Raw genomic sequence first — 26,452 nt, forward strand, 5'->3', positions numbered from 1 at the left:
ATCGAAGATGTGGATCGCCCCGCTGAGGCCAAGGACGATAAACCACAGAGCCGTTACGGGACCGAACACCGACGCCACGCCGCTCGTGCCGAATCGCTGGACGAAAAACAGCACGGCGATGATCGTCAGAGTGATAGGCACGACCCAGTTGGACAGGGCCGGTGCCACCACCTCGATGCCCTCCACTGCAGACAGAACGGAGATCGCCGGCGTGATGATAGCGTCGCCGAGGAACAGCGAAGCGCCGATCACGCCCAGGACCAGCACCCATTTGGGGCGCCCGCTCAGACCTTCGCGGGCGAGAGTCATGAGCGACAGCGTGCCGCCTTCGCCCCGGTTGTCCGCCTTCAGCACGAACGTCACGTATTTCAAGGTGACGACGATCGTGAGCGCCCAGACGATCAGCGACAGGATCCCAAGCACGTTCGCGTGAGTGGCCCCGGATTCACCGGTGGCGTGGAGGGCTTCCCTAAAGGCGTAGAGGGGGCTTGTTCCGATGTCGCCATAGACGACTCCCAGAGCAGCGAGAACGAGCGATGGCAGTCCTTGCCGGGTCTGGTGTTCCAGTTCCGGATCTGCTGATCGCAGCTTTTCATCGGTCAAATGGGCTGTCCTGTAGTATGCACGGTGGATGCTGGAAGGTGCCACCGGCTTGGTCTGATGGCAACGCGAACGTCTGCTCGGCGGTTGCATCCGCCTTCCGAAAAAAAGGTCGTGATGGAGCCGGCTCGTGAGGGCATTATCACACGCTACCCACCACGTTGAGCTCATATGGACATTGAGAATCGTCTTACAGAATTGAGCCGTGATTTTCGCCCGGCGGTTAGGTGACGAGTATATTCGCGAATATGTGCTTTGGCGGAGCATGATGAATGTTCAGTCGCGCTGGAGAACCTATGCACGCAGTTATATGAGTCTGACGTGTGCCGACCCTGGGGGAACTGATAATCATTCAAGAACTGTCCGATGAATTGCAACTAGGAAGGACACCTGGCATTTCCTCGGGCGTTCTAATTTGGTGACCTGCCACTGCGAATTTCCACCAGGATGGATCAGAGTCCGGCCATTAAAGGACGGACGAATGAAGAAGCAAATCCCACTTGGAAGTGGATGATCTTCGTGAAGATGGATCGAGATCTGCCGATTGGGACGTCTATTGTGCACGATCGAAATCACCGAGGAACCGCAACCCAAAGGCGGCTTCAGTATGGCCGTCGACTTGGAAACTCCGCCATTTGTTCGTAGGCGTGTTTGCGGAAGGGAGTTCGTCATCGACTGGCCGCCCGCGAACCATCGGTGCCGAGGGTTAATAGCGTATTCCCGAAAGCGAGTTTGAAAAGGGTGCTCCGGATCAGGGGCAGACACCCTTTTCGTGCTGAGGTTTGCAGTCTCAGCGGAACGGAAATTAGCAGAGAGATTGCTGTCTACCATCGGACCGAAGTCCGACTCACTCGCAATAACTCGTCGACGGGCGGGATTGCGGGAGATCGGTTTCTAGTCGGCGTTCAGCGCCTTTTACGAGACCCGCTTCACGCCGGGCGTCTGCCACGTTCCTTTCCCCGCAGGCAGGATCGAAGGCGCTTCCGTCTTCGGCCAGTACAGGCGCATCACGAGATAGATCGTGGCGTCCGGGGCCGGAAGCCAGTTGGCTTCCTTGTCCGCTCCGGGGCTGTCTTTCTGGATATAGAGGGTGAGCGAGCCGTCCGCGTTCTTCTTCATCCCCGGCAACATCGGAGAGTTGATGAGGTAGCGATTGATCGGATTCCGCTGCATTTCGCAGAAACGTTGATCTGGGATGACGATGGCTGCGGGATCTGCGACGAATGCCTAGCACCATAAAACCGGAGTTGATTGCCTTCGGGACGTTGCAATCAATCGCCATCGAATGTTCGGTTGCCCCGACGACCATAGTCAGGGCGGCTCGCCTCGCCGGGTTTGAAACCTTCGCGGATTTCAAGGCAATGTATCAGCTATACCTTAGGGAGATTGGATCCGGGGCGGAGAGCCAGCGCCGCTCTGCGCGTGACGCGCGGTGCCCTGCAACAATGCGGGGTTCGGATTTGAATTCTTCGTTTTCTGACCCTGCCGGAGATGATGTCCTCATGGAGATGCGGGACCGTGATCTGGGCATTCTCGGAATTGGTCTTTGGGCTGGTGGTTGCCGACAAATAACGTGAAATGTCAAACCACTGGTCGATGATGCGAATCCGCCAAGTGACACGCTGCCACGCCACCATGTGGTACCTTCCGCAACACAGGCTCCTCAACGCGGCATCTGTCGATCGCAACGGGACAGCGGGTGCTGAATCTGCAGCCGGACGGCGGCGAACTGGGGCTCGTCGGATCGCCGGCCAAAAGTATCCGGTGGCGGGTCGATTCGTTGCGCGGGTTCGGCGACGGCACTGCCGACAGCAGTGCCTGGGTTTAAGGATGGGCCGGCTCTCGAAACAGCGACGGGGTCTCACCTGCCTCCGCGACACGTGTCGACGAGTTGATCGCAAAGACCAGTGACACGACCGGCCCATTCGCCGTCGATCTTCGCGCGCCCACACTCGGTTTCACATAACAGCCGATATCTGCATCTCGACCGGCAGCATCAGGGGATAGGCTGCCCGAGCTACCAATCCGCGCCAATATCGACTATACTTTCGTCCACCGAATATCTTGGCTTGTTCGCCGGTCGCTCCTTCAGGAGAAAGGGCGCGTCAAGATGTGAGTTTGCAGCAATTAGCCTGATCTCATCGACCCATCTGCTATGTGCCGCGGATCAGTGAGGGGTTTTCGGATGAATCCGAAACGACGTCCCTACCTCAAACTTGCAGTCGCGCTGGTGATGAGCATTCCGGCCATCGCCGCCGGGCAGCAGACATCGGCCAAGACGCCACGAATCGGCCTTCTCGCTTGGCTGCCGTGCGGTACGCCGTATGCGAGCGAAACCAGTGAGTTCGGAATCTTCATGCAAGGGCTTCACGACTTGGGCTACACGCTGCACGAACTCCGCTTCGAATGCCGGAGCGCGAATAAGCAAGACAGTCACCTTGCGGCCGCGGCAAGAGACCTGGTGCAGCTCCCCGTGGATGTGATCGTGACGTCGTCGCAGCCGGCGGCGCATGCTGCCCAGAGAGCGACCGATGCGATTCCCATCGTCACCATCATCAGCGGCGACCCTGTCGCGGCAGGCTTGGCGAGCAGCCTCGCAAAACCTGGGGGCAATCTCACTGGCGTAACCTACTACGCCACCGAACTAGCCGCCAAACGGCTGCAGCTTTTGATGGAGGCCATGCCGGGGCTTGCCACTGTCGGCGTGCTGGCAAACCCGGTGGTATCATATCTCCCATTCGAAACAGACACCAAGCAAGCTGCCCGCCACCTCGGAGTGGCTTTGAGCCTCCAGCAAGTCAGCGGGCCGAGCGAACTCGATGCTGCCTTTGAGCGCATGAGGGCCGATGGCGCTCAAGCTGCCTTGGTGCTCCCCGACCTCATGCTGGCCAATCAGTCGTCCCGAATCGCGGCGTTGGGGATCAAGCACCACCTGCCGATCATGGCCTGGGGGTCGTGGTACGTCGCAGACGGCTGCCTGATGGCATATTCGGCGGACTATGGAGTAATGCAACATCGGCTCGCCTATTATGTGGATCGCATTTTGAACGGCACCAAGCCAGGGGAATTGCCGATCGAACAGCCGACGAAATTCGACTTGTCGGTCAATCTGAAGACGGCCAATGCACTCGGGATCGAGCTGCCGCAGACCATTTTGCTGATGGCTGATGAAGTCATCGAGTGAGGATGATGTGCGGCGTTCGGTCCAGCCTCAAGCCGCCCCGATGCGCCGATCGCTGTTCCGGAAGTACTTCTTTGCATTTTTTGCTGCGGTCATTGTTCCACTGGTTGTTAGCGGCATCGGCGACGCCTGGTTCGGCTATCGCGAGCAGCGTTCAATGCTCAGCGCTCTATTGCGGGTGGAGGCCACATCAGCAGCCGACAAAATTCAGAGCTTTCTCGACGGCATCCGGGATCGACTGGGTTGGACGGTCCAGCAAGCTTGGACCGCTGATGCCGAGGGTCATCGGCTCGATGCACTGCGCGTGATGCGCCAAACCCCGGCGATCGTCAGCATCACCCTTATTGACGATGTCGGCGCCGAACGGCTGCATATCTCCCGTATCGACTTGAACAGGATGGAGGGCGGATTGGATCGCTCTGGCGATCCTGCTGTCGTGGGAGTTCGTTCGAATGGCATGTGGTTTGGGCCAGTCACTTTTCGCGACGGCTCCGAACCGTTCATGACAATGGCCATGGCCGGAAACCGTAAGGCAAGTGGCATCGTCGTCGCCGAGATCAACCTGAAGCTTGTCTGGACGGTGGTTTCGGAAATTCGCGTCGGTAATCGTGGCCGGGCGTTTGTTCTCGATCAGACTGGCCGGCTCATCGCCCACCCCGACATCAGCAAGGTGTTGCAGGGGACGGACGAGAAGACGGCGGCCGCATATACCAGATTGCGGGATGTGATCGCCGCCGCAGGGGGAGAGGCGACCACGGCCCGCAACGCCGAGAACGAACCGGTTGTAACCGCCATGGCGGCGATTCCCAATCTCGGTTGGACCGTGTTCGTGGAGCAGGCGCAGGCCGAGGCTTTCGCACCGCTGTATGCGTCATTATGGCGGACGGGTGGCCTGCTGTTTGCGGCCGCCGTCTTCGCAGCGGCGCTTGCCTATTGGCTTGCCAAGCGGATGACCGGACCCATTCGCCTGCTGGAGGAGGGCACCGAAAAAATCGGTGCTGGACAGTTCGAGCACCGGATCGATATGTCTACAGGAGACGAATTCGAACGGCTGGCGGACCGGTTCAATGAAATGGCGCGAGAACTCGCCATATCGCGGGATCGTTCAGAGCGAATTGCACGGCTGAAGCGTTTTCTGGCGCCGCAGGTCGCGGAACTCGTCGAAAGGTCCGGCGACGAGAGCGTGCTCGCCGGACAGCGCGCAGAAGTCGTCGCTGTATTCTGCGATTTACGTGGCTTCACCGCTTTTTCGGCGCACGCCGAACCCGAGGAGATCATGCAGGTCTTGCGCGAGTACTATGAGGCGCTCGGCGCGATCATCACCCGGTACGAGGCCACACTGACCAACTTCGCGGCAGACGGTTTGATGGTGCTCGTCAACGCCCCGGTACCGTGCGCGGATCCGGCACTTCATGCTGTTGAGATGGCGATCGACATGCAGGACGCCATCCAGCGTCTGATCGCCGAATGGCGTCTGCGCAGTCATGCGATTGGCTTCGGTATAGGACTGGCGATGGGATGGGCGACAGTCGGCCGAATTGGTTACGAAGCCCGTGTTGACTACACCGCGATCGGACATGTCGTGAACCTGGCATCGCGACTCTGTTCGTCCGCCGATGATCGGCAAATCCTCGTCGATCATGCCGTTGCGCAATCCGTACGTGGAGAAATTTTATTGGTCGCCCTCGGCCCTCGGCAGCTCAAAGGTTTCGACGAGCAAATGCCTGCTTGGGAGGTCGGAACGAGAAGCGGAAAATCAAATGGCGTGCACGAACCGATTGAGGGGTTGAACGGGTAGGGGACCTCAAACAGTTGAGCAGCGATCAGCCTTCTGAAGTCTTGCTCAGTTCGCCAACCACGCCTGTCAGGGAGCCAGCCTTCATCGACCGGCGCTGCAGCTTGTCGCGTAGAGTTCGAAGTTCCTCTCCGACGTCGGATTCACCCGAGGTGAAGCGTCGAAGGATTTCTGCAAGCTTGTCCGGATGGCGGGTCTCAACTTGATGCGGGATTTCCAGTTGAGAAATCCGTCGCAATCCCTCGATGGATACGGAGCTCATCTTCAACGGTCAGGTTCTCGGCTTCGACCGTGATGAAACCGCCAAGGGATGGGACATCTTCCGGGCCTTCTTTCCGGGTGGCGCACTTAACGATCTGGCGCGGGCGCTGCGCTCGGCGACGCAGGGCATTGGTTATTTTTCCAAGACCTTCGATTACTTCGAGAAGGAAGCGGACACCATTGTGAGGACAAAGAGAGACCAGGCACCGCACACTGAAACGTTCGTGCCACCTCATGCTCGTTTACAGAGCCGGGCGCACGCCCGCCCTTACGTGCCTGGAACGTTTGCAGTTGTAGTAGCACAGGCCCGCGATTGGGGCTTGCTTCGGGGATGGTGTGCTGGGTACTTGATCAGTTCGCCGATGGCGATCATGTGGAATTCGACCGTATGCGGGCTCAAGTCGTTTGGCAAATCAACCGCGTTGCCGATTGCCGGCAGGTCAAATCCGCCGTCGGCTGGCCCGCTTCTCTCGATGAGTTTCGCTTGATCCCGTTGCTGCGTGAATTCGATTTCTTGAAATTGCATCTACAACCTGTAATGTCCGCGACGGGAAGGCGCGCGGCAAGAGGCTGGGCCGCCAGGCCGGAGAGCGCCCCAAATCAGATCGACTTGCGCCGAAAGTAATGGCATCGGTCGCTGAAGGCCGCAGCTATCGTTGGATCGCTCGAGATCTGGGCATCAGCAAGAATACAGTCGCAGATATTGTGCAACGATCACGACAGGAGAATGCCGCATGAGCCGCAACAGTTTTCTCTCTTGTTTGAACGATCTTGGACCCGCGACACTCTTTCGGCGGGCGGAGAGCACGGTGCCGATCGTCGCGTCGTGCGCTTCGCGGGTCAACGGTTCCCTGTCCTAAATCGACTTCATGCCTCTGCGATCACCGCAACGGAAATTTTCATGCCGGGAACGCGCACAGGCAGCTTCGCGCCCTGGCGTGCCGGCGGATCGATCGGAAACCAGCTCAGCCATTCCTCGTTCATGCCGGCGAAATCTTCTTCCTCGAGTATGATGACGGTCGCGCTTACGACCTTGTCCAGCGAACTGCCGGATTCTTTGAGGATGGCGGAAATATTAGTCAGGCACTGGTGTGTCTGCTCTTGGATGGTCTCGCCCTTGATCTTGCCGGTACTGGGATCTATCGGGCTCGTCCCCGATACGAAGACAAGGCCTGCGGCCTTGACGGCTTGGCTGAATGTTGGCGGCGGCGGCGGTGCATTGGTTGTTCTTATGATGGTGCGGGACATGTTGCGCTCCGTGTGGGTAACAGCGTAACCTTATTCGGTTTCCGCCTTGAATTCGACCGCGCCGAGCTATGCCGCGATACGCAACCCGACGGGCAAGATCGCCGCCGCGAATTGTCATCCCGCCGAGGGAGCCGTCGATCCCCTTAAGGGCGATCTTCAAGGCGACGGCATGACGCTCGCGCTCGCTGCCACTATGTGGGTCGTCCTTGTCAGCGATCGATATTCGCGGTGGTGAGGCGACTGGTCGCGCTAAGTATCTGTGGCCCAAAGAGCAGAATGCTTAGACCGTATGTTCGTAGGGTGAAGGCGGCCCGCCCCCGCGATAAGCTAAAATCGGGGGTTGCTCTGGATAGGCCGGAGCCGAGCCCCAAGCTTAGCGAGGGCGAACCATGAAAGAGAATAGCGTAATTTTCATCGGCTTGGATACTTCGAAGCTGAAGATTTCGGTGGCGGTTGCGGACGGGGTGCGCAACGGCGAGGTGCGGTTTTTCGGCGATATCTCGTCGGAGCCGGCGTCGGTGGCGTCGATGGTCGCCAAGCTTTCCAAGCGTGGAGTGAAGCTTCACTTTTGTTATGAGGCCGGTCCCACCGGCTACGGCCTTTACCGCCAGATTGTCGAACTGGGGCATGAATGCGTGGTGGTGGCGCCGTCGCTGGTGCCCAAGCGTGCGGGCGACCGGGTGAAGACCAACCGCCGTGATGCCGTAAGCCTGGCGCGCCTGCACCGGGCGGGTGAACTGACCGCGGTCTGGGTGCCGGACGAAGCTCATGAGGCGATCCGCGACCTGGTGCGAGCCCGCGAAGCGGCCAACGACGCACTGAAGCAGGCGCGTCAGCAACTTCAGTCTTTCTTGTTGCGTCATGGCCGGATCTATACCGGTCGCAAGCCATGGACGCGTGCTCATACACGATGGCTGGCATGCCAGGCATTCGATCACCCCGCCCACCACATCCTGTTGGCAGAATATTGCCAGGCCATCGAGGATGCCACCGTGCGTCTGGACAGGCTGACAAAGTTGGTGGTGGAGACCGCGGCGTCCTGGTCGATGGCACCGGTTGTGGCCGCCTATCAAGCGATGCGCGGCGTCGCGTTCATGACAGCGGTCACTTTTGTGGTCGAAATCGGCGATGTCCGGCGCTTTGATAATCCTCGTCAGTTGATGGCCTATCTCGGTCTTGTGCCATCGGAAAGCTCAACCGGTGAACGGGTCAAGCGCGGTGGGATCACCAAGGCCGGCAACATGCGCGCGCGAAGGGTCCTCGTAGAAGGAGCCTGGACATATCGCTTCCCGGCCCGTGTAAGTCCGACAATCCAAGCACGGCTGGAGGGCCTGCCAAGGGCGGTCCGCGAGATTGCCTGGAAAGGCCAGGTGCGGCTTTGCGCGCGCTATCGCAAGCTGATGGCGGCAGGCAAGCCGAAGGTCGTCGCGGTCACCGCCATTGCCCGAGAAATGGCAGCGTTCCTGTGGGCGATCGGGCAGGAGGTTGCCCCCACCGCAAAAGGCTAGTGCCGATGGTCAGCTTGAAGAGCAACGCCGAACGGAAAAATTGAAATCATCTGCTGTTGAACAAAGATGGAGGCAGGGCTCCGGTGGGGAACCCTCGGACACCCTATGTGGCGGACAAGATCCATGCCCGACCTTAGACAGAGGTAGCCCCAGACGAACACACGGAAATGCGGTACCCAACCCGCGCATAAGAGTATGCCAGCCGTCGTCTAAATGCCCCTGTCTCCTGCTTTGTTCAACAGCTTCACGCATGTGCTTTCGTCGTCAAAACCGGAAAGGAAAGAGTCATGACTAAAGAGCTTGCAAACGAACATAAGAGGGTGTCATTTCGTCCTCAGCTGGAACTGACCCCAGAATGGCCCTGACGAGTGACATGGAATTTCCCTGTGATGATGTGGAAGGTTGAATCGAAAGAGTGCGGCCGAGTACGGTTTGAAGACCTCGGCGTCAGCATATTCACAACATCGACTACCTCGATCATGAGAGATGTAGCCATACGAAGAAGTACAACCTTAGTTCCATAAATCTGCTTATGCGATATGTTATAACATAACATGCGACGCTGAAGATATTGTACTCCCAGCCTCCTCCCGGGGCACCTTGGCTGCCGTTGCACAGGTCTCGGCGGCAGCCATTTTTCTCGGGCGCGCCGCCGTCTTGGCTTCTACCGAGACTTCAATGCTGGCGTCCGGTACCACACCTGCCGCCGACCGCGGCGCAATCGAGGGCGATTTTTGTCATGAGGGAACGGATACTCTCGCCACTTGAAAAGACCTGCCTTCGGTGGATTTCTGGAGGCAGGACCGTCGCCGAAATCGCTTCGATCGAGGGCAAAAGCGTCGCCGACATCGAGAGATGCCTGCAAAGTGCGTTCGTCGCACTGAAGGCAAAATCGATAAAGGAGGCGCTTCAGAAAGCGGACCTCAGTGAGTCCGATTGACTTCATAGATTTCTTACAGGCGCTCTTGCCGACGGCTTGAAAAAGGAACCGACCTTGCTGCCGAGAGCGGCGGGAAGCAACTCGCACAAGCACTAAAGCCGTGCGGAGAATCTGAGGCCCTAGCGGAAGCAAGCCAATCCCGCTCTCTTTTGATGGCGTCCTGGCCCGGTTCCGGATCTTCCACGATCAACCCGTAAAGGGTCCGCTAGCAAGCTGCGGCCGCTATGGCTTTGCCGTCGCGGTGATCGCGCCCGGACCCAAGCCTTTTGAGGAGCCATCGAGCGGGAACTGGCCCGCTCCCGGATGGAGCATCTCAAATGTCGCACGACCTTTCCCTCGCACAGTCCCACGCCTTCCAGCTCTCCCGCGACCTGATGGTCCCGGTCACCGTCTTCGAGGTCGACGGTGAGTACGGCGTCCTGCCCTCTGACGAGATCGACGCCGACGACGATCTTGCGATCCTGCATGAATTTTTCCCCTGGCCGGCGCATTGAGCCGGCCTTTGCCTTTGGCGTGCCGCTAGCGAGCAGCACGCCGCAAGGGAGGCTTCGCCGCGGCCAAGCATTGCATGATCCGACAATTGTCAACCGCGCCCTTGCAGCCTTTGCTCTTCGCGGCTGGCCGAAGGGCGCCCGCGAAACGACGGGCAAGGAAAGGCAATGGGGGCCGATCGCCGGGCGATCGGAAGCAAAATGAAAAGAAGAGAGATAGAGGTGCTGCGCAGCCAAGTGAGCTGCGCTGCCGTCCTCGAACAGGCGAGCTTCGCCATAGACATCAAGGAAAGCACCCGGCGGGCGGTCAAGTTTCGCCGTGGCGCTGAGATCATCATCGTCACCCATGAGGGGCGCGGATGGTTCGATCCGCTAAGCGATGCGAAAGGCGACGTATTCGGGCTTGTCGAGCATCTGGACCATGTCGGTTTTCTCGAAGGCGCCGAAAGGGTCGCGGATCTCGTCGGTTTCAGGATTACGGAGCCGGAGTGGCAGCCCGCGAGGCGTGAAGGAGGATACAACCTCTCTCTTCCCGAGCGCTGGCAGGCGCGCCGGCGCCCATGGCACGGATCACCGACATGGCATTATCTCCATGGCGATCGTTGCCTGCCGGTGTCGTTGCTCCGCGTGGCGATCAAAGGCGACGTTCTGCGGGAAGGACCATACGGGAGCATGTGGGCAGCTCATACGGACGATGTCGGCGTTGTGACTGGCTGGGAGGCGCGAGGTCCGCAATACCGAGGGTTCGCCTCTGGAGGGAACAAGGTTCTTTTCCGTCTCGGGCCGCCTACTGCGTTGCGCCTGGCCGTCACAGAAGCCGCGATCGATGCCATGAGTCTCGCGGCCATCGAGGCGTTGCGTGACGGCACGCTCTATCTCAGCACCGGCGGCGGATGGTCGCCGTCCACGCAAGCCGCGCTGAGGGAATTGGCCTCCAGACCTGACGCCCAGCTGGTCGCGGCGACCGACGCCAACTCTCAGGGCGATCTTTTTGCCGAGCGATTGCGGGCGCTCGCCGAAGATGCCGGCTGCGACTGGACGCGGCTGCGGCCGCCCGAGGAGGACTGGAACGAGACCCTGAAGATCAGGGAGAAGGAAAAGGGGGAGAGAAAGGAAGGATGCGTGCCGCATTCCCGCCGCCCGCGTCAAGGGAGGCTTCGCCCGGCTGAGCCGGCCCTTGACCCGGCCGGACACGATGCCGGCGGCTCGAAAGGGGTCATGAAGGATTGAAGGGGATGGCGAGGTCGAAATGACGGCGCCGCACTTCGGTCTGAAAACGCGCAAGGAGCCGCAGATGATCCCCTCTCCCGCAACCGCCAAGGTTTTTCAGGGCGTCGCAAGCCGCCAGCAGATGTTCCGCATGCTCGACCGCCACGCCCAGCGCCCCAACCGTTGGGACGGCGATGCCGCGCCATTCTACGCAGGCGAATGGTTCGAGATCGGCGAGACTGAACATGATTATATGTTCGAGATCCTGCCGCCGCTGTGGATCCGAGGGTCGATGTTTGCGATGCGCGAATTCATGACCGGCTCGGTGACATCCGTGTTCTTTGTGCTCAGGATCGACGCGGCCATTCGATATTTCCATGGCTATTGCGATCTTTCCGACAAGGCATCCGTCGAAACGATGCGCGTCGCCATCATCGAGCGCGAAAGCCGTCCGGTCCGGTCCATGACGCGGCAAGAGCGGCTCGAGCATATCTGGAGCACGACTGCCGACGATTACCGCGGCTATGCCGGAGACAAGTGGCCGCAGTCCGCTCGCGGCAAGCGCACCGTCGCGCTCTATGGCGGCAACGAGGGCACTTTCCTGAAGCTGCTCGAGGAACTCACCGACGGGGAGATCGCTGTGAAGCTGCCGGTGCATCTTCGCCACCTTCCCTCCCCGATCGCCGCGTGAGGAGGACGCCATGTTCACTTTTAGCGTGGTCGACGTTCGTGCGGTGATCGCGCGCGGACGCACCGACGCTGCAGCCAATGGCGGTTTCCGCAATCCTCACTATGGACTGCTCCCGGATAAGGACGAACGGCACGGCCTGTGGATCGTCCGCGATGAAGGCGTCTATGTGCTTTCCAACGGCAAACTGGCAGAGGGCCAAAGGGCACTCGCGGTCTATGCCGACGAGTGCGATCCGAAGACCAATCCGGACTACTGGCACTACAAGCGCCGGTATTTCGGGGGAGACGACGGCATCGTCTTCATCGACGCTGAGAGCCTGGAAGCCATGCTTTCCACAAACCCGGAAGCCACGCATCTGCGGGCGGAGTTTGCGACGGAAACCATGCAGCTCTCCGTAATCACGCGCTCGTAGCTCGCGATCGCTGCCGCCGGACGAACCAGGTCCAAATTCCCACAACTCATTTTCATCCGCCTTCGCAGCCACGGGACCTGTCCCGTGGGCGATGGCGCACATCCTCGAAAAGGAGCTTTCATGTCCCACGATCCCTTCACCCTCGATATATCAGGCAGCAGCGCATTGTCGTCCGGTCTTGGCCCCGGCGTCACCGCGTTTGGCGGTTTCGCCGCCAATGACGACGATCCCGATCCGCCGCCGCCCTCCCCCACGCCGGCATTGCCTCTGCCAGCTGCGAAGCGGCCGGCGGCGCGGAGACAAGGCGAGCGAACCAACTTCTATCTCAACGACGGCGACGACCGCGACTTGGCCGCGACCTGGAAGGAGCGGGCGAAGGCAAATCTTGCGGCCATCCTGACTGCCACCGAAATCGAAAAGCAGGATCGACCCGCCACCCGTGACGAGCAGGCGAGGCTGATCCGCTTCATCGGTTTTGGCGCATCGGAACTCGCAAACGGCATGTTCCGGCGTCTAGGCGAAGTCGACTTCCGGGAAGGCTGGGACGACCTCGGCAGTTCGCTGGAAAGCGCCGTCACCGATGCCGACTATGCTTCGCTCGCGCGCTGCACCCAGTATGCTCACTTCACCCCCGAGTTCATCGTCCGCGCAATCTGGGCGGCCCTTCAGCGTCTCGGCTGGCGTGGCGGACGTGTTCTGGAGCCAGGGATCGGCACGGGGCTGTTTCCGGCGCTGATGCCAACAGCTCTCAGGGATACCAGCCATGTTACCGGAATCGAACTTGATCCGGTGACGGCACGGATTGCCCGGCTGCTTCAGCCGAAGGCGCGCGTCATCAACGCCGACTTCGCGCACACCGATCTCAACGCGATCTATGATCTCGCCATCGGCAACCCGCCCTTCTCCGATCGCACGGTTCGGTCGGACCGGCAGTACCGTCCGCTTGGTCTGCGGCTGCACGACTACTTCATCGCCCGGTCGATCGATCTCTTGAAGCCTGGCGCACTCGCCGCTTTCGTCACGAGTTCGGGTACGATGGACAAGGCGGACGCGACGGCCCGCGAGCATATCGCCAGATCCGCCGATCTGATCGCCGCCGTCCGCCTGCCCGAGGGCAGCTTCCGGGCAGATGCCGGCACGGATGTAGTGGTGGACATCCTGTTCTTCCGCAAGCGCCGGATCGCCGAGCCGGAGGGCGAGCTGTCGTGGCTCGATCTGGAGGAGGTGCGCCCGGCCACATCCGACGACGGTGCAATCCGCGTGAACCGCTGGTTCGCGCGGCACCCGCATCTCGTGCTCGGCGAGCACGCCCTAACGTCGGGTCCGTTCGGCGAGACCTATACGTGCCGGCCACGCGCCGGTGAAGATCTCGAAACGGCACTGAAGGCCGTGATCGCTCTTCTTCCGGAGGATCTGTATGACGGCGAGCCGACGCAGATCGACATCGATCTGGAAGAGGAACTGGGCGAGATCGTCGATCTCCGCTCCGGCAACGACAAGGTCCGCGAGGGCAGCTTCTTCATCAATAACCGCCACGGCCTCATGCAAATGATCGACGGAGTGCCGCTCGCGGTTTCGGTGCGGAAAGGCCGATCAGGCGATGGCCTGTCCGAAAAGCATGTCCGGATCATCAAGAAGCTGATTCCGATCCGCGACGCCGTGCGCGAGGTTCTCAAAGCGCAGGAGCTGGACCGACCGTGGCGGGATCTGCAGGTTCGGCTGCGCATCGCCTGGTCGAGTTTCGTGCGCGACTTCGGGCCGATCAACCATACGACGGTTTCGATCTCGGACGATGAGGAAAGCGGCGAGGTCCGCGAAACCCATCGCCGGTCCAATCTCCAGCCGTTCCTGGACGACCCGGATTGCTGGCTGGTGGCCTCGATCGAGGACTACGACCTCGAAACCGATACGGCACAGCCCGGTCCGATCTTCTCCGGGCGGGTCATCTCTCCTCCGGCACCACCCGTCATAACCTCGGCAGCCGACGCGCTCGCCGTCGTTCTCAACGAGCGTGGCCGCGTCGATCCCGAGCATATTGCCGAGCTGCTACATCGCGACCCCGACGCTGTGATCGACGAACTCGGTGACGCCATCTTCCGCGATCCCGCCGACGGGTCATGGCTGACGTCCGACGCCTATCTCTCCGGTTCGGTCCGCACCAAGCGCATGGTCGCCGAGGCAGCCGCGTCGCTTGATCCCGTCTATGAGCACAATGTCCGCGCGTTGCAGGACGTCCAGCCGGCCGACCTCCGGCCGTCGGATATCACCGCCCGCCTCGGTGCACCCTGGATTCCGTCCTCCGATGTTGTCGCCTTCGTCAAGGAAACGATGGGCGCCGACATCCGGATCCACCATATGCCGGAACTCGGGTCATGGACCGTCGAGGCACGCCAGTTTGGCTATAGCGCCGCCGGCACCTCCGAGTGGGGCACAAGTCGCCGTCACGCCGGCGAACTGCTGGCCGATGCGCTGAACAGTCGGGTTCCGCAGATATTCGACGTGTATAGGGATGTTGGGGGTGAACGCCGCGTTCTGAACGTCGTCGATACCGAAGCAGCCCGCGACAAGCTGCAGAAGATCAAAGAGGCATTTCAGCGCTGGGTCTGGACCGATCCTGATCGGACCGACCGGCTGGCGCGAGTCTACAATGACCGGTTTAACAATATCGCGCCGCGAAAGTTCGACGGCTCGCACCTGCAATTGCCCGGCGCCAGCGGTGCCTTCCAGCTTTACGCGCACCAGAAGCGCGGAATCTGGAGGATAATCTCCTCCGGCTCGACCTATCTCGCTCACGCCGTCGGCGCCGGCAAGACGATGACGATGGCCGCCGCAATCATGGAGCAGCGCCGTCTCGGCCTGATCGCCAAGGCGATGCTGGTCGTGCCGGGCCATTGCCTCGCACAGGCCGCGCGCGAGTTCCTCGCCCTCTATCCGAACGCGCGTATCCTCGTCGCCGACGAGACGAATTTTACCAAGGACAAGCGGGCACGTTTCCTGTCGCGAGCCGCCACGGCCACCTGGGATGCTGTTATCATCACCCATTCGGCCTTTAGGTTCATCGCTGTGCCGTCGGCATTCGAGAGCCAAATGATCCAGGACGAGCTGGAGCTCTACGAGGATCTTCTGACCAAGGTGGACAGCGAGGATCGGGTGTCGCGCAAGCGTCTCGAGCGCCTGAAGGAAGGTTTGCAAGAGCGGTTGGAAGCGCTCTCAACCCGCAAGGACGATCTTCTGACCATTTCCGAGATCGGTATCGACCAGATCATCGTCGACGAGGCGCAGGAATTCCGCAAGCTTTCCTTCGCGACGAATATGTCGACACTGAAAGGCATCGACCCGAACGGATCGCAACGGGCCTGGGACCTCTATGTCAAGTCCCGCTATATCGAGACCAAGAATCCCGGCCGCGCGCTCGTGCTGGCCTCCGGCACGCCAATCACCAACACGCTCGGTGAGATGTTCTCGATCCAGCGACTGCTCGGCCACGAGGCGCTCCGCGAACGCGGGCTTCACGAATTCGACGCCTGGGCCTCGACCTTCGGCGACACGACGACCGAACTCGAAATCCAGCCGTCCGGCAAATACAAGCCGGTCAGCCGGTTTGCGAGCTTCGTCAACGTGCCGGAGCTGATCGCCATGTTCCGCAGTTTTGCCGATGTGGTGTTGCCGGAGGACCTGAAACAATATGTGAAGGTTCCGGACCTCTCGACCGGCCGGCGGCAAATTCTCACGGCCAAGCCGACGGCGGCCTTCAAACTCTATCAGCAGATCCTCGACAGCCGCATCAAGGCAATCGAGATGCGGGAGGGGCCAGCCCAGCCCGGTGACGATATCCTACTGTCCGTCATCACCGACGGCCGCCACGCGGCGATCGATCTGCGCCTGGTCATTCCGGCAAACGATAATGAGCCAGACAACAAGCTCAATCTCCTCATCGAGAACGCCTTTCGCATCTGGAAGGAAACGAGCGAGAACACCTATCGTCGTCCGGACGGCAAGCCCTATGAACTGCAGGGCGCCGCGCAGATGATCTTCTCTGATCTCGGCACCATCAATGTCGAGAAGACGCGCGGCTTCAGCGCCTATCGCTGGATTCGTGACGAATTGATCCGCATGGGCGTGCCCGCTTCGCAAATCGCCTATATACAGGACTTCAAGAAGACCGAGGCAAAGCAGCGACTGTTCGGTGACGTCCGTTCGGGCAAGGTTCGCTTCCTGATCGGCTCCTCGGAAATAATGGGCACCGGCGTCAACGCCCAGCTCAGATTGAAGTCGCTGCATCACCTCGACGTGCCATGGCTCCCATCGCAGATCGAGCAGCGCGAGGGCCGCATCGTCCGGCAGGGCAATCAGCACGATGTCGTCGACATCTTCGCCTACGCCACGCAAGGGTCACTTGATGCCTCCATGTGGCAGAACAACGAGCGCAAGGCCCGCTTCATCGCTGCGGCTCTTTCCGGCGATACATCGATCCGCAGGCTGGACGATCTCGGCGAAGGCCAGGCCAACCCTTTCGCCATGGCCAAGGCGATTGCCTCGGGCGACGAGCGCCTGATGCAGAAGGCTGGTCTCGAAGCCGATATCGCTCGTCTCGAGCGGCTACGCGCCGCCCATGAAGACGACCTGTTCGCAGTGCGCCGGCAGGTCCGGGACGCCGAACGCGACATCGAGGTGTCGATCCGGCGCATCGGCGACATCGGCAAGGATATCCAACGGCTGGTTCCGACTGCGGGAGATGCCTTCACGATGACCGTCACGGGCGTTTCATACGACGAGCGAAAGGAAGCCGGCCGCGCGCTGATGAAGGAAATCCTTACCCTCGTCCAGCTTCAACAGGAGGGTGAGATCGTCATCGCCTCCATTGGTGGCTTCGATCTCGTCTACGATGGCGAGCGGTTCGGCAAGTCTGACGGCTATCGCTACACCACCATGCTTCAGCGCACGGGCGCAGACTACGAGATCGATCTCGCCGTCACGGTGACCCCACTCGGCGCCGTCTCCCGCCTCGAGCACGCGCTCGATGATTTCGAAGGCGAGCGCGAACGCTATCGCCAGCGGCTGGATGAGGCGCGCCGGCGCCTTGCTTCCTATCAGTCCCGTCAAGGTGGCGAATTTGCCTTCGTCGGTGAACTGGCCGAAAAGCGTCGCCAGCTCCGGGAGGTTGAGGCGGAGCTCGCGGCCGAGGCGCGCGAGGCAGGGGCCCCTTGCCAGGGAGGCAGCCTGATTTTGGAAGCAGTGCAGCATGTGCATAGGTGCATTGCACAATAAATGTTTTCCATCTGATCAAAATATCATCATAGTGCACACAGCTGATGCACATGGCGGTCTCCTCCCAGTGCCGCCGCAACAGCTGTTCCCCTCTGGAGGTTAAATAACCTTCACACTTCATGGGCCTCGGTTCTTCCGACGGCCCATTTTTTTGTTCTCGCTCAACCCGGATTCCGCGCTCTGTAGCAGAGCGCTTATCGGAAGAAGTTGGGAAGGGGAGAAAGGGAAAGATAACCGGTCGCAGATCGGTCCTCCCGTCGCCGCTGGCGCTCAACCGCGGCCTGCGCATCCCGGCCACTCGTCCTTGGCAAGGCTGTTAGCCCCGCTTGTCCTTCGCGGCAGGGCCGCTCGCCCGCAGTTGCGCCGGTCGGGCCGCTTTGCGGTCCGGGAGATGTCTTCAGGAAAAAATGAAGACAGGAAGGACCGGCAGAAGGCCGCGTCCGCATCCCCGGAAAGGAACACTCCCATGCAACTCATGAAGGTCGATCCGCGTGCGCTGAAGGACAATCCCGACAATACGCGCCAGTCGAAGTCGACGCCCCAGGCCGACGCGCTGCTGCTTGCGACCATCAAGGCTGTCGGCGTCATCCAGCCGCCTGTCATTTTTGCAGAAGCCGGCGGCAACGGCTATGTCATCGAAGCCGGTCACCGGCGCACCCGCATGGCCATCGCCGCCGGCATCGAGGAAATCGATGTTATCGTCGTCGAGGCGGCCAACGACAATGGCGCGATGCGTTCGATGATCGAAAACATCGCGCGCGAGCCGCTCAATCCGGTCGACCAATGGCGTGGCATCGAGCGCCTCGTCGCTCTCGGCTGGACCGAGGAGGCGATTGCGATCGCGCTGGCCCTGCCGGTCCGACAGATCCGCAAGCTTCGCCTGCTCGCCAATGTGCTGCCGGCGATGCTCGACCACATGGCCAAGGGCGACATGCCGAACGAGCAGCAGCTTCGCACGATTTCCGCGGCGTCACTCGACGAGCAGAAGGAAGTCTGGAAGGCACACAAACCGAAGAAGGGTGATACGGCATCCTGGTGGGCGATCGCCAACGGCCTCACCAAGACCCGCATGTTCGCGCGCGATGCGAGTTTCGGCGACGATCTCCGCCAGGCCTACGGCATCGAGTGGGCGGAAGACCTGTTCGGACCGGCCGACGAGGATAACCGCTACACGACCAACGTCGAAGCCTTCCTCGGTGCGCAGCAGGAGTGGATGAGCAGCAATCTCCCGAAGAAGGGTTCCATCGTCGAACTCAACAATTGGGGCCAACCGCAATTGCCGCCGAAGGCGGAGCGCGTCTACGGCAAGCCCGGCAAGGGCGATTGCACCGCCATGTATCTCGATCGTGACGGCAAGGTGCAGACTGCTCACTTCCGGATGCCGGAGGTCAGACAAGTCAAGGGCAGCGCCGATCCGACCGCGCTCGGCGGCGAGGACGGAAACGAGGGTATCGACGTTGCAGCCAAGACCCGGCCGGACGTGACCAGAAACGGCCTCGACATGATCGGCGATTTCCGCACAGACGCTCTGCACGAGGCACTGGCACGAGCGCCGATCGAGGACGATACCCTCATGGCGCTGCTCGTCCTCGCATTCGCCGGGCAGAACGTCTCGGTCGATTCCGGCTCCGAAACCTCTAACCATCTCTACGGCTCCAGGCGTTTCGCCCGGCACGCCGTCCCGCTGATCGGTGAAAGCGGCGAGCTGGAATTCGACACGGATACGCTTCGTGTCGTGGCCAGGTTGACCCTGATCGACGCACTGTCGGCGCGGACCAACCGCACGGACAGCGGCATTGTCGCCCGGATCGCCGGCGATGCCATAGGCGCCGACAACTATCTTCCGAACATGGGCACGGAGGAGTTCCTCGCGTGCCTCTCCCGCCCGGCGCTGGAAGCGTCATGCGGCGGCACCGGTGTCGCCCCCCGCCCGCGCGTCAGGGACACCCGGGCTGCCCTTGTCGAGCACTTCAAGGGAGAGCGTTTCGTGCATCCGTCTGGCCTCTTCGCACCCGACGACGCAAAGCTGGCCGAGTGGCTGGCCAAGAACATGGAGCAACGGGGCGAGGACGACGATGCACCCGCCGACGGGCCGATGGGCGGCATCGAGGACGGCGCCGACGGTGAGTCTGATCCGTCGATCGAAGACGGCGCAGTCGACAAACCGTATGTTCCGCATGCCGAGGACGGCGGCAACGCAGCCGACACCGGGCTCGGAGAGCTGGATGAAGCCGACGCTGATACCAGCGCCAACAATCCCGATACCGCTTACGGAATTGCGGCCGAGTAGCCCTCTCCCACAACGTCATACTGATCGATACCGCCGCCGGCCATCACCGGCGGCGGTATTGTTTCCTCACCTCAAAATAGGAGAATACGCATGTCCGCGTCTTTGATTTATGACCTCGCCCCCATCGGCTCGATTGTCGTCTGGTCCGACGGCACGCCCCGCCCGCCCGAGCGCCACAGGAAGAAGCTCGCCGCCTGGGAAAACCGCAACAGCAAGGGCAGGCTGATCCGCAAACAGGGCAAGCGCGGCATCGGCAATGCCTGCCTGTCGCCGGATTTTACGCTGCATGAGGGCGATTTCGGCGCCAATGGCGTCATCACGATCCGTATCCACAGGACGTTCTCGCTCGACAGCAACCTGACATTCAAGGTGATCGAGCGCCCGCAGCTCGGCCACATCAGGGTCTTCGACCGCGCCGGCGACAACGCCGAGCTCGTCCACCTCGCCGCCAATCGCCAAGCGGCTGAGGAATGGTTGACCCAGCATGGCTATCCCAATGCCGTGCTGGAAGAGGTCACTGCCGATGAAGTGGCGGCCGCCCATGTCGAAGGGAGGGTCGCGGCATGAACACGCCTGCTCTCCAAGCCAAAGCAGCTTCCACCCCTGAAGCTTCAGGGGTGGAGTTTGGCCGCAGCGCCGATGACCTGCCGGTTGCCCGTGTCGGCGATCTCGTTTTCGCCATGGTGCCGGGACGTGACGGCCAGCATTTTCTCGCGAGCGCCTGGCGCGTGTCACGGCCGTCTTCCGAGCTCAAGCGCGACGACTTCTACTCGCATCATGGCGCCGTTGCGGATGAGGCGGAATTTCGGGCACGGATGTTCGAACAGGCCGAGCACGTCCGAGACCTCTGGGCGCTCGCCCGGCAGACTGTCCGGATGAGCTGCTCCACCCCATGGGGACCGTCGCAGGGCGCCACCGTCTACGCGGAGGGTATCGTATCTCACACCACGGCCGGGCATGGCGGGTTCAAGTTGTCCAACGAGCGCAACGGCAAAATCCATGTGATGCTTCGTTGCGCCGGTGGTTGGTACGAAGAAGATGCCGCGTGGGCCGCGGTTGCCCTCGCCTATCCGGAACACTTTACGGGATACGAGCGCAAGTCCGCCGATCGGACGATCCGGGATTTCTTGCCCGATGCCTGGGAATCGATTTTCGGCCATCTGCTTGCGCCCGGTGAATCCCACGAGAAGGATCGCCGCGCCTTTGAGCGCGAGCATGCCGGCGACTGGATCGTCATCTCCGCGCTACGCTCAGATCACCAACCCGGCATGACCGAAGTTATCGCCACGATTGGTGGCGTGCGTGCCGTCCATGCGGAAGAGCGCCGCTTCTTTGTGCCAAGCGACGAGTACGAGGTCGGCCGATTTGGCTTCGTCATCGATACCGCGCGACATGCTGGCTATGACCGACCGTCGTCGTTCATCAGTTGGCAGCCGCGGGTAACCAGTCCATGAATCCGGTCAGTTCTCGCGTTCTTCTGTCCAGCATGGAGGCGGCGCGGCGAGAGACGCGCCACCATCTCGATCGCATTCACCGGCAGATCACGGGCCGGGCCGAACGCAGAGCGGTCACCGAGAAGGCGAAAGCCCGCTCGCACCGCCGGGGCGGGTCGCGGTGGACGCGCTCCGACGAACAGCTGTTTCAGGATCACGTCGACCGGCTCAGCTTCGAACGGCGAACGGAAATCGCTGCCCTAGCTCGCAAACTCCAACATCAGGAGCGGGCGATCACTATGCGTATGATGCTCGGCGATGATGCGGGTAATGCGGCGGCGTGAGTCCGACCGTATGGGGGCTTTCGTGGCGGCTGATCCGCGCTGGAGGAAGGGATGCGGGCTGTCGGTTGCGGGCGCTCTCTCCTCCGGGGTTTCGGAGCCATAGCCCGCCCCCGCCGGTCTGCCCTTCGTTTTCGCTGCGGTCTGAACCGGCGGCCGGTCGTTTCAAGGTCGCTGGCGGCGCCGCGGAGCGGCCGGTGCAGCCTCCCTCGCAAAACGGCTCCGCGTCCTTCGCAGGGCTTTACCCCGCTTGTCCGCAAACCCGTTTCGCTCGTCCGGCCGTCCCGGACCTTTGAAAGCGCCCGCCCTCAGCCGGTTCCTGTCGACCGCATCGAAGGGCAGACCGGCAGGGGCCGGAGCCGCTTCGGTGGAAACCACGAAAGGAAGACCCCATGGCCAAGCCCGCAACCAATCGACCTGCCGCCCGCGTCGTGCCGCTCCGCAAGGGCGCCACCCTCGAAATGGTCAGGCTCACTTGCCCGGACACCGCCCAGGCAATGCTGATCGCCGAGAGTTTCGGGACCGCGGTGGTCGATAGCGACGGCGTCCGTGAACTCCACGAGCGCTTGATCATTGAAACCGCCGACAGTCTCTCGGACGGTCTCGGTGAGAAGGCGATGCAGATCCATCTCCAGCGCATCGTCGGGGCCTATGTCGGCTCGGCGCACGGAGCCGGCCAGTTCTACAGTCGGGCAGTCTCCGAGGCGCGAGACGCCACCGCCAAATCGGCAAACGATGCCCGCGACGAGGACCTCGATGGCCCGGTCGGTTACGACAGCGCCGCCCAGCGCAAACGCGAATTCGCCGCCGACATGGGCATACAGTCCCACGCGTTGCGGATGGCCGCCGAGGGCGCAGTCGCCGCCTATCGCCACGTCATCGGCGAAGCCTGGAAGCCTTTCGACCGCCCGGTCGAAAACCCGGGCCAGTCGCTCGACCGCAAGGCGGCGGAGGCGCAGATGGCGGCACTCGGTTGAGCCGTTTCCGGCGGAGCTTCTGCTCCGCCCTTCCCCTCTCCCAATCCTCGGGCCGGTTTCTTTGAGACCGGCCTTTTCCTATGTCGGCTAAGGAAGACAAGGGAAAAACGAGGACCCTATCCGCCATGCCGGCCCCGTCCCGGTCGGGGGTCCTGCAGGAGCCGGCGGCCTGCGGCAACGGCTTCGCCGTCCTTCTCTCCGTTCCGGCCGTTCCGGTGCGGCAGGCCACCCGATCGCTCCTGCCTTCGGACCTCCGCGACGGGGCCGCGATGGGCGCGGCCTCCAAAACGAAGGATAATGACATGAGCAGGAAAGCCGAAGGCGAACGCGCCGACATCTATGCGCGGATCACGGATAGGATCGTCGCAGATCTCGGGAAGGGCGTAAAACCCTGGATGAAGCCATGGCACGCGGCCAACACCAGTGGCCGGATTACCCGGCCGCTACGCTACAACGGTCAGCCCTATTCGGGCATGAACATTCTCTTGTTATGGTCGGAGGCAATGGCGCGCGGCTTCACCTCACCCATGTGGATGACGTTCAGGCAGGCGTTCGAACTGGGAGCGGCGGTACGCAAGGGCGAAACCGGTGCGACGGTCGTCTTCGCCAGCCGCTTCACCAAGTCCGAGGCGGACGGCAATGGTGGAGAAGTCGACCGGGAAATCCCGTTTCTGAAAGCGTACGCAGTGTTCAACATCGAGCAGATCGACGGCCTGCCCGAACACTATCATCACCGGCCGACCCCGGTGCTCGATCCGGTCCAGCGCATAGAGCACGCCGATCGCTTTTTCCGCAACACCGGCGCGGTCATTCGGCATGGCGGCCCGCAAGCCTACTATTCGCCGATCACGGACCACATTCAGATGCCGCCGTTTGAAGCGTTTCGCGACGCCGCGTCTTATGTGGCAACGCTGAGTCACGAAAGTTGCCATTGGACGGCGCGCCCCGATCGCGTCGGGCGCGATCTCAGCCGATATGCCAAAGACAAGAGCGAGCGCGCCCGCGAAGAGCTAATCGCCGAACTTGGAAGCTGCTTCCTGTGCGCTGATCTCGGGATCGCACCGGAGCTGGAGCCACGGCCGGACCATGCGTCTTACCTCGGCTCGTGGCTGAAGGTTCTATCCGACGACAGGCGGGCTATCTTCCAAGCCGCGGCGCATGCCCAGCGTTCTGTCAACTTTCTGCACGGACTCCAGCCCATTCAGGCCGACAACAGAGCGGCTGCCTAGGAGATGTCAAGGTCGGTCGTTGTCACCCGCAACGGCCGACAACTCCTTCGGCTCTCTCTCCGCCAGCGTGTGCTGATCGGACGTGAGGTCCAGTTTTCCCCAGATCGATGGTTTCCGATCGGTGTCTTTCAGCTTTCGGGACTGCTTGATTTCGACTATAAACGGCTTTGTCTGCTGACGCATAGATCCTCCAGGCGACGAATCGCAAGCGCACGATACCGCGTTAATGGCAGGAGGCAACTGCCCGGCCGGCCGAGTTTGTCGCCTCCGAATTCGACGCTATGACTTGGAGATAGGGTAACGGTTTAGCGGCTGCGGTGTCTCGGCACGGTAACGCTATGACGAGGACCGCCATTGCCTTGTTCCTCCCATCGCTGTGATAGCCACGTCCTGCGCGGGCTCGATGAGGCATGTCTGATCGAAGACCGGCTTAGCCTCGATCGTTCTCCCGCAACGGCCGTCCGCAACTTTCTTCCCCTGCGAACTGCGTTCGCATTCCTCGCGGAGCAACAAAGCCGCTCCCCGCCGCCCTTCACGTCGTTTCGGCCCCTGCGGGGTGCGGTCCGATCGTCCCCGATCCTTGCGACAGCCATCGAGGCCGCGAAGGGCGCGGGCTCGAAACAACCGAAAGGAACTTGGACATGGCTACCATCGGCACCTTCACCTCCACCGAAAACGGCTTCACCGGCTCGATCCGCACTCTCGCACTCAACGTCAAGGCTCGCATCTCCCGGATCGAAAATCCCTCCGACGACGGTCCGCACTTCCGCATCTACGCAGGCAATGTCGAGCTCGGCGCCGCCTGGCAGCGGGTCTCGGAGCAGAAGGGCCGCGACTACCTCTCGGTCAAACTGGACGATCCGAGCTTCCCATCTCCGATCTACGCCAGCCTCGTCGAGGTCGAAGGCGAGAAGGAGCTCCAGCTTATCTGGTCCCGCCGCAAGGACTGAGGCGCTCAACGGCCCCGCTACCAGGCGGGGCCTGCTGATCAGCCGAAATATCAAAGCCGGATCGGGCATCGAGCCCGGTCCGGCTTTTTTGGTGCCATACGAGAGGGGGGTGAGCGGCTCAGATCCTATCGAGGATACCGGTCGGCGACGACGGCCCCAAGGATGAGCAGTTCCCCCAATTTACTCCAGCTGCCCAAGGGCAGCCTGCGCAAATCGGCTCCCCCACTCCCCGGCTCCGCCGGTCGCTGTCGCGATCCTTGACCCCGTCGTCACCTCCCCGGTGCCGGGCATCGTCTTTCACGAACTCAAGGAGATGAGACGATGACGTTTTCCCTGGAACAGCACATCGAGGAACTGCGGGCCGAGTTGGCGAATTGCGCGGACTGGGACGAGCGCCTTCAGATCGAGGCGGCTCTGGCCGGCGCGAGGCAGGAGCTTGCCTTTGCCAACGCAGAGCTTGATGCTCTTCTTTCCGGAGAGCCGCCCTCTTGAGGGCGGCATATCACCAGCACTCTGGACGCTGTCTTCGCAGGTCCGAACAGAGCGAACTGCTGCAACTCCTTTCGATCTCCTGTTACCGACATTGGGGATGCTGCATTCCGTCCGTCGCGCCGCAACCGGCCGGCGCCAGAATTTTCCCCGCCGTGTTGCGGCTCCTCGCGCGCCAAAATTCAGGCGCCGGTACGGTCCTCCACTCTCGTTTCGGCCTTTCAGGTGCGTCTCCCTCTCTACGATCTGCGGCCGATCCCCGCGATATACGCATTTCGAAAGGAGAACCACCGTGCAACAGCTCGCCCAGTTCCTCACCGCCACCGGCCGTCGGCTCCGCGTCCTCGGCAAGGTGATCTGTCACTTCTTCCGCAAGTGGAAACTCAGTCTCAAGCTCACAATCAAGATCCCGTTCTTCGTCGAGATCGAGGCGTCGTTCGAGACCGACTGGAACCGGCGAGAATAACGCGCCAACACGCGGCGCTTCGGCGGCACTGTTTCGCCATTTGAGAGATCGGAGACGATTGGGGTCAGCTCTGCAAATATCGCAGAGTTGTTCTGGGCCGATAGCCGCGAGCACGTTTTTGCTTCAACAGCTCAAGGAACAAGTGAACCGCTTCTTCTTCCCGTTCGAAAACATGATGTTTCTCCTGCCCGCGCGTGCCTATCCTTCCCCATCGCCGGATCAGGCAAGCCTCTCCGAAGATAGTTTGCTCAATCTCCATGGCATAGTACCGGGCCATGTTTTTGTCTGGGTCCGTTCGTTCGACATAGAGCTGGTAGGGTTGCGAAATCATGCCGGCATGATCGTCACACGCCGCCGCCACGTCCAACGACATATGTGAATCCTACAAGTGCGACCGATTCATTTTCGTGAAGAATGGCGCTCGGGCGAGGCGCCGACGGCGCACGGCTCTAGTCGCGCTGCGACCGGAGCCCGCACGCGGTCTCCGCCCAGTCGGGTTACGATCCTCTCGCGGCAAGAAGCATGCATGTGTCAAAAATCGTTGTCCGGAGACAGCCGGAAGGTCTCATGGCCATCGGAGATGGCACGTGGTCGCGTCCCTTCAGGACGCGGTTCTATCTCTCTCTGACACCCCATTTTGCACCCGCCGTTCCGGCGTCAAGGACATCGCGGC

Annotated in this window: 25 protein-coding genes and 1 pseudogene; 19 read left to right on the forward strand and 7 right to left on the reverse strand. The window is 61.4% G+C overall.

Going from position 1 to position 26,452, the window contains the following annotated elements:
• The 3 genes from RWK44_RS34260 to RWK44_RS34270 all read right to left on the reverse strand — a co-directional run.
• A partial coding sequence (locus RWK44_RS34260) for a KUP/HAK/KT family potassium transporter (protein WP_316030132.1) occupies positions 1–603 on the reverse strand: 603 nt, incomplete at its 3' end.
• Positions 604–1,515: 912 nt separating this feature from the next.
• Positions 1,516–1,803 carry a DUF1214 domain-containing protein gene (locus RWK44_RS34265; protein WP_316030139.1) on the reverse strand — a complete coding sequence of 96 codons (288 nt, stop codon included), beginning with the start codon at positions 1,801–1,803 and terminating at the stop codon, positions 1,516–1,518.
• A 378-nt stretch (positions 1,804–2,181) separates the two neighbouring features.
• On the reverse strand, positions 2,182–2,415 hold the full coding sequence (locus RWK44_RS34270; protein WP_316030140.1) for an oligopeptide/dipeptide ABC transporter ATP-binding protein: 234 nt from the start codon (positions 2,413–2,415) through the stop codon (positions 2,182–2,184).
• A 370-nt stretch (positions 2,416–2,785) separates the two neighbouring features.
• Between RWK44_RS34270 and RWK44_RS34275 the strand changes: the two genes are divergently transcribed.
• Positions 2,786–3,784: an ABC transporter substrate-binding protein gene (locus RWK44_RS34275; RefSeq protein WP_025398012.1), complete on the forward strand. Its 999-nt coding sequence runs from the start codon at positions 2,786–2,788 to the stop codon at positions 3,782–3,784.
• Positions 3,768–5,579: an adenylate/guanylate cyclase domain-containing protein gene (locus tag RWK44_RS34280; protein ID WP_316030133.1), complete on the forward strand. Its 1,812-nt coding sequence runs from the start codon at positions 3,768–3,770 to the stop codon at positions 5,577–5,579. Before RWK44_RS34275 ends, RWK44_RS34280 begins: the two co-directional genes overlap by 17 nt.
• 25 nt (positions 5,580–5,604) lie before the next feature.
• On the opposite strand, the gene RWK44_RS34285 is transcribed toward RWK44_RS34280, so the two are convergent.
• The gene (locus tag RWK44_RS34285) at positions 5,605–5,844 is read right to left on the reverse strand and encodes a hypothetical protein (protein ID WP_316030141.1); all 240 of its coding nucleotides are present in this window, start codon (positions 5,842–5,844) and stop codon (positions 5,605–5,607) included.
• Here RWK44_RS34285 and RWK44_RS34290 point away from each other — a divergent pair.
• Positions 5,843–6,054, forward strand: a pseudogene (locus tag RWK44_RS34290) (elongation factor G); the annotation flags it as partial. The gene RWK44_RS34285 and the pseudogene RWK44_RS34290 sit on opposite strands and share 2 nt — an antisense overlap.
• 51 nt (positions 6,055–6,105) lie before the next feature.
• Here RWK44_RS34290 and RWK44_RS34295 read toward each other — a convergent pair.
• Positions 6,106–6,363: a hypothetical protein gene (locus RWK44_RS34295; RefSeq protein WP_316030134.1), complete on the reverse strand. Its 258-nt coding sequence runs from the start codon at positions 6,361–6,363 to the stop codon at positions 6,106–6,108.
• A 341-nt stretch (positions 6,364–6,704) separates the two neighbouring features.
• Positions 6,705–7,085, reverse strand: coding sequence for a RidA family protein (locus RWK44_RS34305; RefSeq protein WP_025398035.1), 381 nt, complete (start codon positions 7,083–7,085; stop codon positions 6,705–6,707).
• 46 nt (positions 7,086–7,131) lie between these two features.
• Here RWK44_RS34305 and RWK44_RS34310 point away from each other — a divergent pair, with 46 nt between their 5' ends.
• From RWK44_RS34310 to RWK44_RS34385, 16 genes are all read left to right on the forward strand, one after another.
• Positions 7,132–7,320, forward strand: coding sequence for a hypothetical protein (locus tag RWK44_RS34310; protein ID WP_316030135.1), 189 nt, complete (start codon positions 7,132–7,134; stop codon positions 7,318–7,320).
• 154 nt (positions 7,321–7,474) lie between these two features.
• Positions 7,475–8,593, forward strand: a complete 1,119-nt coding sequence (locus RWK44_RS34315; protein WP_316030136.1) for an IS110 family transposase — start codon at positions 7,475–7,477, stop codon at positions 8,591–8,593.
• Positions 8,594–9,850: 1,257 nt separating this feature from the next.
• Positions 9,851–10,027 carry a hypothetical protein gene (locus RWK44_RS34320; RefSeq protein ID WP_204347513.1) on the forward strand — a complete coding sequence of 59 codons (177 nt, stop codon included), beginning with the start codon at positions 9,851–9,853 and terminating at the stop codon, positions 10,025–10,027.
• 198 nt (positions 10,028–10,225) lie between these two features.
• Complete coding sequence (locus RWK44_RS34325; protein ID WP_316030137.1) at positions 10,226–11,254, forward strand: DUF3991 and toprim domain-containing protein; 1,029 nt, start codon at positions 10,226–10,228, stop codon at positions 11,252–11,254.
• Positions 11,255–11,318: 64 nt separating this feature from the next.
• A complete protein-coding gene (locus RWK44_RS34330; RefSeq protein ID WP_163881780.1) occupies positions 11,319–11,924 on the forward strand; it encodes a DUF1419 domain-containing protein in 606 nt (201 codons plus the stop codon).
• Positions 11,925–11,934: 10 nt separating this feature from the next.
• Complete coding sequence (locus tag RWK44_RS34335; protein WP_163881695.1) at positions 11,935–12,336, forward strand: DUF3085 domain-containing protein; 402 nt, start codon at positions 11,935–11,937, stop codon at positions 12,334–12,336.
• Between the two features lie 120 nt (positions 12,337–12,456).
• Positions 12,457–17,604 (forward strand): DEAD/DEAH box helicase family protein, encoded by a 5,148-nt coding sequence (locus RWK44_RS34340; RefSeq protein ID WP_316030138.1) that lies wholly within the window; start codon positions 12,457–12,459, stop codon positions 17,602–17,604.
• A 466-nt stretch (positions 17,605–18,070) separates the two neighbouring features.
• A complete protein-coding gene (locus RWK44_RS34345; protein ID WP_221941101.1) occupies positions 18,071–19,894 on the forward strand; it encodes a ParB N-terminal domain-containing protein in 1,824 nt (607 codons plus the stop codon).
• 90 nt (positions 19,895–19,984) lie between these two features.
• Positions 19,985–20,461: a hypothetical protein gene (locus tag RWK44_RS34350; RefSeq protein ID WP_163881691.1), complete on the forward strand. Its 477-nt coding sequence runs from the start codon at positions 19,985–19,987 to the stop codon at positions 20,459–20,461.
• The gene (locus tag RWK44_RS34355; RefSeq protein WP_163881689.1) at positions 20,458–21,348 is read left to right on the forward strand and encodes a DUF7007 domain-containing protein; all 891 of its coding nucleotides are present in this window, start codon (positions 20,458–20,460) and stop codon (positions 21,346–21,348) included. Before RWK44_RS34350 ends, RWK44_RS34355 begins: the two co-directional genes overlap by 4 nt.
• Positions 21,345–21,671, forward strand: coding sequence for a hypothetical protein (locus tag RWK44_RS34360; RefSeq protein WP_163881687.1), 327 nt, complete (start codon positions 21,345–21,347; stop codon positions 21,669–21,671). Before RWK44_RS34355 ends, RWK44_RS34360 begins: the two co-directional genes overlap by 4 nt.
• 389 nt (positions 21,672–22,060) lie before the next feature.
• Positions 22,061–22,645, forward strand: a complete 585-nt coding sequence (locus tag RWK44_RS34365; protein WP_163881685.1) for a hypothetical protein — start codon at positions 22,061–22,063, stop codon at positions 22,643–22,645.
• Between the two features lie 302 nt (positions 22,646–22,947).
• On the forward strand, positions 22,948–23,874 hold the full coding sequence (locus RWK44_RS34370) for an ArdC family protein (protein WP_221941099.1): 927 nt from the start codon (positions 22,948–22,950) through the stop codon (positions 23,872–23,874).
• A 641-nt stretch (positions 23,875–24,515) separates the two neighbouring features.
• Positions 24,516–24,824 (forward strand): DUF736 domain-containing protein, encoded by a 309-nt coding sequence (locus RWK44_RS34375; protein WP_020048117.1) that lies wholly within the window; start codon positions 24,516–24,518, stop codon positions 24,822–24,824.
• Between the two features lie 321 nt (positions 24,825–25,145).
• A complete protein-coding gene (locus tag RWK44_RS34380) occupies positions 25,146–25,316 on the forward strand; it encodes a hypothetical protein (RefSeq protein WP_204347512.1) in 171 nt (56 codons plus the stop codon).
• Between the two features lie 289 nt (positions 25,317–25,605).
• Positions 25,606–25,779 (forward strand): hypothetical protein, encoded by a 174-nt coding sequence (locus RWK44_RS34385; protein WP_221941097.1) that lies wholly within the window; start codon positions 25,606–25,608, stop codon positions 25,777–25,779.
• A 64-nt stretch (positions 25,780–25,843) separates the two neighbouring features.
• On the opposite strand, the gene RWK44_RS34390 is transcribed toward RWK44_RS34385, so the two are convergent.
• Positions 25,844–26,152 carry a WGR domain-containing protein gene (locus RWK44_RS34390; protein ID WP_163881681.1) on the reverse strand — a complete coding sequence of 103 codons (309 nt, stop codon included), beginning with the start codon at positions 26,150–26,152 and terminating at the stop codon, positions 25,844–25,846.
• Positions 26,153–26,452: the final 300 nt, after the last annotated feature.

The sequence above is a fragment of the Rhizobium sp. 25PS6 genome, from assembly GCF_032464655.1.
Lineage (GTDB): Bacteria > Pseudomonadota > Alphaproteobacteria > Rhizobiales > Rhizobiaceae > Rhizobium > Rhizobium laguerreae.

Excerpts from the sequence above, each read along its gene's own strand:
- RWK44_RS34275 (WP_025398012.1), top strand. The coding sequence starts at position 2,786 with ATGAATCCGAAACGACGTCCCTACCTCAAACTTGCAGTCGCGCTGGTG.
- RWK44_RS34280 (WP_316030133.1), top strand. The coding sequence starts at position 3,768 with ATGAAGTCATCGAGTGAGGATGATGTGCGGCGTTCGGTCCAGCCTCAA.
- RWK44_RS34295 (WP_316030134.1), bottom strand. The coding sequence starts at position 6,363 with ATGCAATTTCAAGAAATCGAATTCACGCAGCAACGGGATCAAGCGAAA.
- RWK44_RS34305 (WP_025398035.1), bottom strand. The coding sequence starts at position 7,085 with ATGTCCCGCACCATCATAAGAACAACCAATGCACCGCCGCCGCCGCCA.
- RWK44_RS34315 (WP_316030136.1), top strand. The coding sequence starts at position 7,475 with ATGAAAGAGAATAGCGTAATTTTCATCGGCTTGGATACTTCGAAGCTG.
- RWK44_RS34320 (WP_204347513.1), top strand. The coding sequence starts at position 9,851 with ATGTCGCACGACCTTTCCCTCGCACAGTCCCACGCCTTCCAGCTCTCC.
- RWK44_RS34325 (WP_316030137.1), top strand. The coding sequence starts at position 10,226 with ATGAAAAGAAGAGAGATAGAGGTGCTGCGCAGCCAAGTGAGCTGCGCT.
- RWK44_RS34330 (WP_163881780.1), top strand. The coding sequence starts at position 11,319 with ATGATCCCCTCTCCCGCAACCGCCAAGGTTTTTCAGGGCGTCGCAAGC.
- RWK44_RS34335 (WP_163881695.1), top strand. The coding sequence starts at position 11,935 with ATGTTCACTTTTAGCGTGGTCGACGTTCGTGCGGTGATCGCGCGCGGA.
- RWK44_RS34340 (WP_316030138.1), top strand. The coding sequence starts at position 12,457 with ATGTCCCACGATCCCTTCACCCTCGATATATCAGGCAGCAGCGCATTG.
- RWK44_RS34345 (WP_221941101.1), top strand. The coding sequence starts at position 18,071 with ATGCAACTCATGAAGGTCGATCCGCGTGCGCTGAAGGACAATCCCGAC.
- RWK44_RS34350 (WP_163881691.1), top strand. The coding sequence starts at position 19,985 with ATGTCCGCGTCTTTGATTTATGACCTCGCCCCCATCGGCTCGATTGTC.
- RWK44_RS34355 (WP_163881689.1), top strand. The coding sequence starts at position 20,458 with ATGAACACGCCTGCTCTCCAAGCCAAAGCAGCTTCCACCCCTGAAGCT.
- RWK44_RS34360 (WP_163881687.1), top strand. The coding sequence starts at position 21,345 with ATGAATCCGGTCAGTTCTCGCGTTCTTCTGTCCAGCATGGAGGCGGCG.
- RWK44_RS34365 (WP_163881685.1), top strand. The coding sequence starts at position 22,061 with ATGGCCAAGCCCGCAACCAATCGACCTGCCGCCCGCGTCGTGCCGCTC.
- RWK44_RS34370 (WP_221941099.1), top strand. The coding sequence starts at position 22,948 with ATGAGCAGGAAAGCCGAAGGCGAACGCGCCGACATCTATGCGCGGATC.
- RWK44_RS34375 (WP_020048117.1), top strand. The coding sequence starts at position 24,516 with ATGGCTACCATCGGCACCTTCACCTCCACCGAAAACGGCTTCACCGGC.
- RWK44_RS34380 (WP_204347512.1), top strand. The coding sequence starts at position 25,146 with ATGACGTTTTCCCTGGAACAGCACATCGAGGAACTGCGGGCCGAGTTG.
- RWK44_RS34390 (WP_163881681.1), bottom strand. The coding sequence starts at position 26,152 with ATGTCGTTGGACGTGGCGGCGGCGTGTGACGATCATGCCGGCATGATT.